This window comes from Paracoccus sp. N5 (assembly GCF_000371965.1).
GTDB lineage: Bacteria > Pseudomonadota > Alphaproteobacteria > Rhodobacterales > Rhodobacteraceae > Paracoccus.
Window position 1 is genome coordinate 2,622,149 of sequence record NZ_AQUO01000001.1, and the last position, 10,418, is coordinate 2,632,566.

At 66.7% G+C, this 10,418-nt stretch carries 8 protein-coding genes, 1 tRNA gene and 1 other RNA gene; 5 read left to right on the forward strand and 5 right to left on the reverse strand.

The genetic code is table 11. The features are described 5' to 3' along the window. Nucleotides 1-182: 182 nt before the first annotated feature. Both tsf and rpsB read right to left on the reverse strand, forming a co-directional pair. Nucleotides 183-1,094, reverse strand: coding sequence for a translation elongation factor Ts (tsf, locus tag PARN5_RS0113255; RefSeq protein ID WP_026155417.1), 912 nt, complete (start codon nt 1,092-1,094; stop codon nt 183-185). 101 nt (nt 1,095-1,195) lie between these two features. Further along, a complete protein-coding gene (gene rpsB, locus PARN5_RS0113260; RefSeq protein ID WP_018000258.1) occupies nt 1,196-1,969 on the reverse strand; it encodes a 30S ribosomal protein S2 in 774 nt (257 codons plus the stop codon). A gap of 331 nt (nt 1,970-2,300) precedes the next feature. On the opposite strand from rpsB, the gene PARN5_RS0113265 reads away from it, so the two are divergent. Together PARN5_RS0113265 and PARN5_RS0113270 are read left to right on the forward strand one after the other, a co-directional pair. After that, nucleotides 2,301-2,666 (forward strand): response regulator, encoded by a 366-nt coding sequence (locus PARN5_RS0113265; RefSeq protein WP_018000259.1) that lies wholly within the window; start codon nt 2,301-2,303, stop codon nt 2,664-2,666. A 62-nt stretch (nt 2,667-2,728) separates the two neighbouring features. Further along, nucleotides 2,729-2,804 (forward strand) — tRNA-Thr (locus PARN5_RS0113270). 1,288 nt (nt 2,805-4,092) lie between these two features. Here the strand turns inward: PARN5_RS0113270 and ffs are convergent. Together ffs and PARN5_RS0113285 are read right to left on the reverse strand one after the other, a co-directional pair. Next, nucleotides 4,093-4,191, reverse strand: an RNA gene (gene ffs, locus PARN5_RS23555) — signal recognition particle sRNA small type. A 45-nt stretch (nt 4,192-4,236) separates the two neighbouring features. After that, nucleotides 4,237-6,114 carry a bifunctional 2',3'-cyclic-nucleotide 2'-phosphodiesterase/3'-nucleotidase gene (locus tag PARN5_RS0113285; RefSeq protein WP_018000262.1) on the reverse strand — a complete coding sequence of 626 codons (1,878 nt, stop codon included), beginning with the start codon at nt 6,112-6,114 and terminating at the stop codon, nt 4,237-4,239. A gap of 152 nt (nt 6,115-6,266) precedes the next feature. On the opposite strand from PARN5_RS0113285, the gene PARN5_RS0113290 reads away from it, so the two are divergent. Continuing rightward, complete coding sequence (locus tag PARN5_RS0113290; protein WP_018000263.1) at nt 6,267-6,728, forward strand: hypothetical protein; 462 nt, start codon at nt 6,267-6,269, stop codon at nt 6,726-6,728. 20 nt (nt 6,729-6,748) lie between these two features. Here PARN5_RS0113290 and PARN5_RS0113295 read toward each other — a convergent pair whose 3' ends face one another. Beyond that, a complete protein-coding gene (locus PARN5_RS0113295; RefSeq protein WP_018000264.1) occupies nt 6,749-7,636 on the reverse strand; it encodes a prephenate dehydratase in 888 nt (295 codons plus the stop codon). A 192-nt stretch (nt 7,637-7,828) separates the two neighbouring features. On the opposite strand from PARN5_RS0113295, the gene PARN5_RS0113300 reads away from it, so the two are divergent. Together PARN5_RS0113300 and PARN5_RS0113305 are read left to right on the forward strand one after the other, a co-directional pair. Beyond that, the gene (locus PARN5_RS0113300) at nt 7,829-8,368 is read left to right on the forward strand and encodes a cytochrome c family protein (RefSeq protein ID WP_018000265.1); all 540 of its coding nucleotides are present in this window, start codon (nt 7,829-7,831) and stop codon (nt 8,366-8,368) included. A 180-nt stretch (nt 8,369-8,548) separates the two neighbouring features. Continuing rightward, nucleotides 8,549-10,411, forward strand: a complete 1,863-nt coding sequence (locus PARN5_RS0113305; protein ID WP_018000266.1) for an extracellular solute-binding protein — start codon at nt 8,549-8,551, stop codon at nt 10,409-10,411. Nucleotides 10,412-10,418 lie beyond the last annotated feature (7 nt).

Here is a 10,418-nt window from a genome sequence, read left to right on the forward strand (position 1 = left end):
TGAGGTCGCAGACCGCATTGCGAGCCAGCCGGAGGCCTGCGCCGCGAGTATGTCGCCGCGCTTCCTCGACCGCTGCCACCGCATGCGACCGGCCACCCGCCGGCAGGGCGCGAGAGGCGGCGTCCAAAAGAACAACGCCGGCCCTCGCGAACCGGCGTTGCTGTCTGGCAGAAAGACGGGGCTCAGGCGCCGGCGCGGGTCTTGGCGACCTCGGCGGCGAAATCCTCTTCCTTCTTCTCGATGCCTTCGCCGACCATGACCCGGGCGAAGCCGGTGATCTCGACGCCGGCCTCTTTCGCGGCCTGCTCGACGGTCAGGTCGGGGTTGATGACGAAAGCCTGGCCCAGCAGGGTGTTCTCGGCCACGAACTTCTTCATCCGGCCCGGGATGATGTTGTTTTGGATCACGGCCTCGGGCTTCGGCTTGGCCGAGGAGGCGTTCTCTTCCAGCGCCTTCGCGGTCTGGACTTCCAGCTCGCGCGCCAGCAGCGTCGGGTCGAGCGTCGCTTCCGACAGCGAGACCGGGTTGGTCGCGGCGATATGCATGGCGAATTGCTTGCCGATGGCCTGCGCCTTGTCGGCCGGACCCTTCAGCGCGACCAGCACGCCGATCTTGCCCATGCCCTCGGTCGCGGCGTTGTGGACATAGGAGACCACGGTATCGCCTTCCAGGACATGCATGCGGCGCAGGGTCAGGTTCTCGCCGATGCGGGCGATGGCGTCGGTCACGACTTCCGACACCGGCTTGCCGTTCAGATGCGTGGCGCGCAGCACCTCGACATCCTCGGCGGTTTCCAGCGCGACATTGGTGATCTCGCGCACCAGCGCCTGGAAGTCGGCGTTCTTGGCGACGAAGTCGGTTTCCGAGTTCAGCTCGACGGCGACGCCGCGGCCGGCCTTGACCGAGACACCCACCAGACCCTCGGCGGCGACGCGATCGGCCTTCTTGGCGGCTTTCGCCAGGCCCTTGGTGCGCAGCCAGTCCACGGCGGCTTCCATGTCGCCGTCGGTTTCGGTCAGCGCCTTCTTGGCGTCCATCATGCCCGCGCCGGTCGTTTCGCGCAGCTCTTTCACCATCGCAGCGGTGATAGCCATCGGGGATCTCCTTGCTTTTCAATGCGTCAGGCGGGGCTTATCCCCGCCTGATGAATATTGCGTAAACCCTTGCGGGGGCGTCGGCCCCCGACGGTTTCCGATCAGGCTTCGGCTTCTTCGGTCGCGCCTTCCAGCGTTTCCTCGACCGAGGCTTCCAGCGCGCCCAGGTCCACGCCGGCGGCGCCCATCTGCGCGGTCATGCCGTCCAGAGCGGCGCGCGAGGCCAGGTCGCAATACAGCGCGATGGCGCGGGCGGCGTCGTCGTTGCCCGGGATGATGTAGTCGACGCCCTTGGGCGAGCAGTTGGTATCGACCACGGCGACGACCGGAATGCCCAGTTTCTTGGCTTCCAGGATGGCCAGGTCTTCCTTGTTCACGTCGATGACGAACAGCAGGTCGGGCAGGCCGCCCATCTCGCGGATGCCGCCCAGCGAGGCTTGCAGCTTGGCCTGCTCGCGTTCCATCTGCAGACGCTCTTTCTTGGTCAGGCCCTCGGCGCCCGAACCCAGCGTCTCGTCCAGGGCCTTCAGGCGCTGGATCGACTGCGACACGGTTTTCCAGTTGGTCAGCGTGCCGCCCAGCCAGCGGTGGTTCATGTAGAACTGCGCCGAACGCTCGGCGGCATCGGCGATGGATTTCTGCGCCTGACGCTTGGTGCCGACAAAGAGCACGCGGCCGCCCTTGGCGACGGTGTCGCGCACGGCTTGCAGGGCGGCGTCCAGCATCGGGACGGTCTGGGTCAGGTCGAAGATGTGGATGCCGTTGCGTTCACCATAGATGAACTCGGCCATGCGGGGGTTCCAGCGTTGCGTCTGGTGACCGTAGTGCACGCCAGCTTCAAGCAGCTGACGCATGGAGAATTCGGGAAGCGCCATTCCATGTTCCTTTCCGGTTTGCGCCTTGGCAGGGTTTTCAGGGCGGATGCCCCAACCGGTGGACCTGCGGGAATGTCTCCCCCGAAGGCCCGACCCTGCCTGTGAAGTGCGCGCGACATAGTCCGGTTCGGCCGCGAATGCAAGCCCGAAGCCGCATCGGCTGGCCGCCAGGGCATCAAAAAAAGCGAACCGGACCGTTCGGCGGTCAACGATGTCTTAAACTCTTTGCGCGATGGTCGCGCAAGACGAACACCGATCCAGCCATGGGAAGATTGCGCATGACCGTCCTGAAATCCGCCTGCCAGCGCCGCTATCCGTCCGGGGAATCGCGATGACGCTGACGGTTTTGCTGCTGCATGACGATTCGGCGCTCTGCGCCCAGGCCTACGCCGCCCTGACCGAGGCGGGGCTGGAGGTCATTCCCGCTGTGGACGGGACGCAGGCGCTGGAACGGCTGGGCCAGCGCGAGATCGACGCCATCGTGACCGGGGTGAACATGGCCGGCCTGGACGGATTCGCCTTCATCGAGGCGGTGCGCCAGCAGCCGGCGCTTTACGGGATGCCGATCCTGGTGCTTTCGGCCGAGGCCATGCCGGACCTCAAGACCCGGGCCCGCAATGCCGGCGCCGCCGGCTGGCTGCCGCATCCTTTCGATCCGCAGCGGCTGGTCGAGACGGTGCTGGCCGTCACCGGCTGAGTGGTCGCAAGCGACGGCCGCGCTTGCGCTGCGCGGCCCGAGGGGCTATCCGATCAGTCAAGGCCGGTTTAGCTCAGTTGGTAGAGCAGCTGATTTGTAATCAGAAGGTCGCGGGTTCGATTCCTGCAACCGGCACCATTTCGCTTCCGCGAGTCCATATTTATCAATGATTTTCCATGGCATGAAGCCCCGTCCGGTGCACATAGAGGCACACATGGGGCCGTTTTGAAGCACGTTGAGAGAACTAAGGCCGGCTCTTCGGGATGTGGCGGGAACCAAGCGCGAGTTCAAGAAAAAGCTCGGGAATCCGAGAACGAAGCCCTTCGCGTTTGGCCTTGGTATCATGCGCAGGTCGAGCGGGAGATAGCTCAGGCGCGGCGTCAGGTTGCGCCAGGGGCCGATCCTTAGACGGAGAGGAAGGCCCATGAGGCTGCTCAACGGTGGGTCCAGACGATTGCACCTGATGCAGCTGCTGATCTGCGGGGCGTGCTGGCGGATCAGGTCGCTGGACCACACGCCCAAGACCCCGAAACAGAGGAGCCCATGCCGCGATCTCCGCTAGGGACTAAATGGCTTGTCCTCGGGCGCCTGTTCTGGCGACGTTCAGGCTGGCGTCCAGGAGGTCCACGAACTCGCGCATGGTGTCCACGGTGCGACGACTGATGCCACAGGCCCCGGCGATCTGGTCCGCTGTATGGGCATAGCGTTGGTTTCCCGTGGGCTGGGTCTGGACCATTTCCCAGGCTCGGGCGCAGCGGGCGCGGCTGATGGTGAGGGGAGGCACGGGGGTGGTGTCATGGTCTATGTTCATTCTTCTGGGGATTTCCTTGGCGTTCACCGGGCAAAACCCCTCCCGAGGTCCGAAGCGAGTCGCTGGCGGGCTGGGAGAGGATGCCGGCAGGTGTGTGGAGGGGAGGCCCTTAGAGGGGCGCTTAGGCGGCGCTGTCGAGGATCTGCTGCGCGGTCAAGGCCGAGCTCGATCCCGTCTCGCCCGCTTCGAAGGCCAGGCGCACCAGCGCCGCCAGATCCTCGGCCATCGTCTGAAACCGGTGGAACCGACGCGGCCGCGCAGGGCAGCATCGCCATGCAGCGCTGCCAGACCGCAAGGTCGTAATCCTGCGTCGTGACCGGGAACGATGGGGCAGGGGCTCGCGTAGCTTGGCGATGTCCTTGGCGTGGCCGATCTGCGCCTGTAGCGCCGCGACGGCAGAGGGAAGCGCTGTTGTCGCCTCGCGCCGGGCGGGAGCAGAGGGGCGGTCAGCTCCTTCTTGCCGAGGATGGATTGCAGCGCGACCACGCGGGCGTAGAAGCGCCCACCAAATGTCGGACCTGACCAGCCATCTGCAATCCCCATTCTGGCGCCAGAAACGGAACCAAGCCCAGCAAGGCAAGGGATTTTCAGATTTCAAAATGTTAAGGGGAAAATCGGTGAGAGGCTGGACAACGACCCAAGCGGGACTCGTTACGGCTGCTTCCTTCCGGACCTGACCGGGTTGGCGAGGCGCTCGCCCGCGCCAACCTCTCGGCGCCTAGATAGGCGCGGGCGGCGGCGGATGCAAGCGCCTTGGCGTCACAGGTGCAGCCGCAGCCGCAGGAATCCGTCCGGGCCAAGCCCCGCCTGTTCGACCGGGGTGTCGAGGCGGTCGAGATGGCCGGCGGCGGCGGGCGAGGTCTCGAACAGGACCGAGGTGCCGGGCAGGGGCGAGAAACTCCAGCCGATGCGGGAATCGGGCGCCAGCACCCGGCGCTGCGCGACATAGCGGCGCAGCACCTCGCGCGTGCGGGCGGTGCTGTCCAGAAGCACCGGCCGGCCGGTGGCCACTGCCGCGAAAAGCCCGCAATCCGACAGCCGGTAGCTGTTCGTGACCAGGATGAACGGCTGGCCCGGGGCGACCGGCCGGCCGCGGTGGCGCAGGTCGGCGATGCGGTGGGAATCGGCATGCGCCAGCCGCCCGTCCGGCGCATAGCGCGGCGGTCGGCTGAGGTCGATCTGCCAGTCGAGCCCGTCGATCACGTCGAAATTGTAGCTCGGGAACTCGGGGTCGATCAGCGGCTGGTCGGAAAGGCCCGGCTCGACCCGCAGGAACAGGCTGGCCGAGCGTTCCAACCATTCGCGCACCTCGGCCCCGGTCAGCCGGATGGCGCAGAGCCGGTTCGGGAACAGGTAGAGATCGGCGATGCTGCGCAGCGTCAGCCGCCCGGCCGGCACGTCGGTGTAATGCTGCGGCCCGCCGCGCCCGCCGGCCCGAAAGGGTGCGGCCGCCGAGAGGATCGGCAGATCCTGCCAGCGCGTGCCGCGCAGCGCCCGCCGCACATGCCAGCGCTGCGCCATGGTCACCAGCCGCAGCCCCGGATCCTGGCCGATGAGCGAGAAATAGCTGCTGAGCGCGCGCTCGGTGCGGCCGATGCGGCGGCGGAAATGCCGCAGGGTCTGGCGATGCGCCGGCATGGCCGGGCCGGTGACGGCGGGGTGGTCGGCCTCGGCCGCGACCGGCTCGGCCCGGCAGGTGAAATCGGCGATGCGCCAGGCGCTGCCGTCATGCTGCAGCCGCAGGTCGATCAGCCCCAGATGCGAGCCCCAGAAGCCCGGCATCACCGCGGGCTTCCCGGCCAGCGTTCCGCGCTCGGCGTCGATGCCGGGGCCACCGGGATGGCTGGCCGAGGGAAAGACCCGATGCGTATGGCCGGCGATCACCAGGTCGAGTCCCGGCAGGGCGGCCAGCGCGGTGGCCGCATTCTCCATCATCGGTTGCGGCTCCAGCGCGCCGATGCCGCTGTGCGACAGCGCCAGCACCAGGTCGGCGCCGCGCTGGCGCAGGGCGGCAATGCCGGCGCGGGCCGAGTCGAGGATATCGGCGACCGCGATCTCGGGGCGCAGGGCCGGTTCCCAGTCGACGGTCTGCGGCGGCAGGAAGCCCAGGACGCCGATGCGCAGCCGGCGCGGGCGGCCCCGGCGGTCCAGGAAGCGCCGCTCCAGCAGCAGATGCGGGCTGACCGGCAGCGGCCGGCGCGGCTGCAGGTTGCTGGCGACGATCGGGAACGCCGCCCCTTCCAGGCTGGCGCGCAGAAAGCCCAGGCCGAAGCTGAAATCGTGGTTGCCGACCGTGGCCGCGTCATAGCCGAGCGCGTTCATCGCAGCGATGGCCGGGTGGCGACGGCGCGGGCCGATGCCGCCGGATTCGGCCAGGTAGTCGCCCATCGGGCTGCCTTGCAGCGCGTCGCCATTGTCGAAAAGCAGGCAGTTCGGCACCTGCTGGCGCGCGCGCGCGATCAGCGCCGCCGCCCGCGACAGGCCCAGCCGCTCGGACGGCCGGTCGGCCAGGTAATCATAGCCCAGCACATGCATGTGCAGATCCGTCGTCGCCATCACCCGCAGGTCGAGGCAATCCTCGGCAGGGCCGGAAGCCGCGGTGGCAGCGTGACGGGGCAGGGCGGGATCGTGATCCATTGTCCATGCATGCGGACATTATAAGCATTATGCAACCTTGGATTGCATATTGACGCTGCGTCGCCGATACGGTGGGGTGCGCTTGCATGCTGCGCTGCAACATGGGAAAAACCGCGCATGATGCTTTGGGCGTTTTCAGCAGTGGACCTTCGATGAAATTCTCGACTCGCCAGGACACCGACATTCCCGCCGATGCCCTTTTCCGCGCCGTCGGCAATTTTCCCAGCCTCGAGCGGATGCTGGTGCGGCGCGGCGCCTCGGTGCGGCGGCTGGACGACATGGTGCGGCCCGGGGTCGGCATGGGCTGGGAGATCGGTTTCGACTGGCGCGGCCGCCGGCGCGGGCTGGACCTGCGCGTTGCCCGCTACGAACCCAATGAGCTGATCGCGCTGGATGGCACCTCGGACCAGTTCGAATTGCAGATCCGCATGACGGTGGTGGCGCTGACCCCCAGCCGGTCGCGGCTGATCTTCGAGGCCGACGTACAGCCGCGCGGCATGAAGGCGCGGCTGCTGCTGCAGACCGCGAAGCTGGGCAAGGCGCAGCTTGACCGCAAGTTCGCCCAGCGGATCGCCGATTTCGTGACCCAGATTTCGGCCGAGGCCGCCGCCTGAGCGGCACGCCCGGCGGCGTCTCAGCCCTGGGCCTGGTCGCGCAATTGCGCGGCGCGCAGCGGATCGGCCGGATAGACGCCGAGGATGTTCAGGCTGGAGGTGAAGTAATCCAGTTCTTCCAGCGCGCGGGCGACATTGGGATCCTCGGGGTGGCCCTCGATGTCGGCATAGAATTGCGTCGCGGTGAAGACGCCGTCGACCATGTAGCTTTCCAGCTTGGTCATGTTGACGCCGTTGGTCGCGAAGCCGCCAAGCGCCTTGTAGAGCGCGGCCGGGATGTTGCGGACGCGGAAGACGAAGGTGGTCATCATCGTGCCGTCGCCCTGGGCATTCTTGCGGCGGCTGAAATCGGGCTGGCGCGCCATGACCAGGAAGCGGGTGGTGTTGTTCTGCCGGTCCTCGATGCCCGAGGCGAGCTCGTCGAGCCCGTAGATCTCGCCGGCCAGCGGCGCGGCCAGGGCGGCCAGCGACCGCTCGCCGCGCCGCGCCACCTCCATGGCCGAGCCGGCGGTATCGGCGCCGACCAGGCTGCGGATGTCGTGGCGGCGCAGGAAGCCGCGGCACTGGCCCAGCAGGACCGGGTGGCTCATCGCCTCGGTCACCTCGGCCAGCGTGGCGCCGGGCACGGCCAGCAGGCTGATGCGCACCCGCACGAAGCCCTCGTCGATGATGTGCAGCCCGCTTTCCGGCAACAGGTGGTGGATGTCGGCGACGCGGCCATAGGTGGAGTTCTCGACCGGCAGCATGGCCAGTTCGGCGCGGCCGCCGCGCACCGCCTCGATGGTGTCCTCGAAGGTGCGGCAGGGCAGGGCCTCCATACGCGGCCGGTAGTTGCGGCATGCCTGGTGGCTATAGGCGCCCGGCTCGCCCTGGAAGGCGATCACGCCCTGGCTTTCGGTCTGGCTCATCCCTTGCCCCCTTGTCCTTGCAGGCCTGTCGTCGCGGGGTCCGACCCCGGTCTTGCGGCGACAAGCCCCGTGGCGAGGCGGTGACGCCGGCGGGTTTTGTCGCGCGCGAGCGACAACTATACCTTGAACCAGCGAAACAAAAGCGGATAGATACCGCCCAGATCCACGGATAGACCCAAGGGGCCCGCAGACATGTTCGATACCATGACCATCACCAAGGCAGCCGGGGCTATCATCGGCTCGCTTCTGTTCCTTCTGCTGATGGGCTGGGCCGCTTCGGGCATTTATCACGTCGGCCCCGCAGGCCATGGCGGCGAGGAAGAGCACGCCCAGGCCTATACGATTCCCGTCGAGGACGCCGGCGCCGGCGGCGGCGAGGAAGCGGCCGAGGAAGGCCCCGATTTCGCCACCGTCATGGCCTCGGCCGATGCCGCGGCGGGCGAGAAGGTCTTCGGCAAGTGCAAGGCCTGCCACAAGATCGACGGTTCGGACAGCACCGGCCCGCATCTGAACGGCGTGGTCGGCCGCGCGGTCGCCTCTGCCGCCGGCTTCAACTATTCCGACGCCATGAAGGCCCATGCCGCCGAGGCTCCGGACTGGACCCCCGAGGCGCTGGAGCATTTCCTGACCAACCCCAAGACCGTGGTCAAAGGCACCAAGATGGCCTTTGCCGGCCTGCCCAAGGTCGAGGATCGCGCGAACCTGATCGCCTATCTGGAAACGCTGAAATAAGTCTTCCGCGCGGCAGATCATGACGGGGCGTCCCTTGCGGGCGCCCTTTTTCATGGCGCGAGGGCAGGGCGGGGTCGTCCCATCACGCAATTGCATGTTGAACCGCCCGGCCCGGCTGCTAGCCTGCGGGCAACAAGCGGGCCGGATCAGGCCCCGACATGCAAGGACGAGCAACACCCGATGACGATGCCCTTTTTGCGACATGCCCCGATGGCCCTGCTGCTGGCGCTGCTGCCCGTCACCGCCCCCGCGCAAGAGCCCAAGCCCGGGACCATCGTGTCGCATGGCATCGCGGTCTTCGGCACGCCCGAACTGCCGGCGGATTACCCGCATCTGCGTTACGTGAACCCGGATGCGCCCAAGGGCGGCGAGATCTCGGAATGGGGAATCGGCGGCTTCGACAGCTACAACCCCTTTACCCATCGCGGCCGCGCCACCGCGCTGTCCGTCATCATGCTGGAGCGGCTGATGGAGGATCCGGCGGATGAGCGCGGCTCATCCTATTGCCTGCTCTGCGAGACCATCGAATATCCCGAAAGCCGCGATTGGGTGATCTTCCATCTGCGGCCCGAGGCGAAATTCTCGGACGGCACGCCGCTGACCGCGCATGACGTGCTGTTTTCCTTCGAGCTTCTGCGCGACAAGGGCCTGTCGTCCTATCGCACCGGCATCGCCAAGATGGTCGCCAAGGCCGAAGTGATCGACGAGCATACGATCAAGTTCATCTTCCAGCCCGGCTATCCGCGCCGCGACGTGATCCAGCAGGTCGGCAGCCAGATCGTGTTCTCGCGCGAGGATTTCCGCAAGAACAAGCGCGACATCGAACAGTCGAGCAATATCCCCTTCCTGGGCTCGGGCCCCTATGTCTTCGACAGCGCCGAGATGGGGCGTTCGCTCAGCGTCAGGCGCAACCCGGATTACTGGGGCAAGGACCTGCCGATCAACAAGGGCCGGCACAATTTCGACAAGATCCGCATGGAGTATTTCTCGGATTACGACGCCGCCTTCGAGGCGTTCAAGGCCGGGGTCTATACCTTCCGCAACGAATCCTCCTCGATCCACTGGGCGACGCGCTATGACTTCCCGGCGCTGAAATCCGGCGCGGTCAAGCAGGAGGTGCTGCCGAACGGCGACCTCGCCACCGGGCAAAGCTGGATCTTCAACCTGCGGCGCGAGACCTGGCAGGACATCCGCGTGCGCCAGGCCATCGGGCTGATGTTCAACTTCGAATGGTCGAACGAGACGCTGTTCTATGGGCTCAACACCCGCGTCAACAGCTTCTGGGACAACAGCGAACTGGCCGCGACCGGCAAGCCCTCGCCCGAGGAACTGGCGCTGCTGGAACCCTTGGCGAAAGACCTGCCCGAGGGCATCCTGACCGAGGATGCGGTGATGCAGCCGGTCTCGGGCAAGACCCAGCTCGACCGCAAGAACCTGCGCGCGGCCTCGGCGCTCTTGGATCAGGCGGGCTGGAAGCCGGGGCCGGACGGGATGCGCGTGAACCAGAAGGGCCAGCGGCTGAAGCTGGAAATCCTGAACGACAACCAGAGCTTCGACCGCATCATCAACCCCTTCGTGCAGAACCTGCGCGCGCTTGGCGTCGATGCGGTGAACGCGCGGGTCGACGATGCCGAGATGACCAACCGCACCCGCGGCCATGATTTCGACATGATTACCGACAATTTCGCCCAGCTTGGCTTCTATGTCGGCGGCGGCACCGAACAGGTCTTCGGTTCGGAAAACGTGGGCGACGTGTTCAACCCCATGGGGCTGGCGAACCCGGCCATCGACGCGCTGATCGAGAAGGGGATCGAGGCCAAGACCCAGGTCGAGATGGACGCCATCGTCCATGCGCTGGACCGCAGCCTGCGCGCGCTGCGCTTCTGGGTGCCGCAATGGTACAAGGCCGATTACACCCTGGCCTATTACGATATCTATGCCCACCCCGAGAAGCTGCCGCCCTATCTGCTGGGTGAACTTGATTTCTGGTGGTATGACGCCGATAAGGCCGAAAAGCTGAAACAATCCGGCGCGCTGCGCTAGGCCCCCC

Coding starts and splice junctions, on each gene's coding strand:
- tsf (WP_026155417.1), bottom strand. CDS start 1,094: ATGGCTATCACCGCTGCGATGGTGAAAGAGCTGCGCGAAACGACCGGC.
- rpsB (WP_018000258.1), bottom strand. CDS start 1,969: ATGGCGCTTCCCGAATTCTCCATGCGTCAGCTGCTTGAAGCTGGCGTG.
- PARN5_RS0113265 (WP_018000259.1), top strand. CDS start 2,301: ATGACGCTGACGGTTTTGCTGCTGCATGACGATTCGGCGCTCTGCGCC.
- PARN5_RS0113285 (WP_018000262.1), bottom strand. CDS start 6,114: ATGGATCACGATCCCGCCCTGCCCCGTCACGCTGCCACCGCGGCTTCC.
- PARN5_RS0113290 (WP_018000263.1), top strand. CDS start 6,267: ATGAAATTCTCGACTCGCCAGGACACCGACATTCCCGCCGATGCCCTT.
- PARN5_RS0113295 (WP_018000264.1), bottom strand. CDS start 7,636: ATGAGCCAGACCGAAAGCCAGGGCGTGATCGCCTTCCAGGGCGAGCCG.
- PARN5_RS0113300 (WP_018000265.1), top strand. CDS start 7,829: ATGTTCGATACCATGACCATCACCAAGGCAGCCGGGGCTATCATCGGC.
- PARN5_RS0113305 (WP_018000266.1), top strand. CDS start 8,549: ATGACGATGCCCTTTTTGCGACATGCCCCGATGGCCCTGCTGCTGGCG.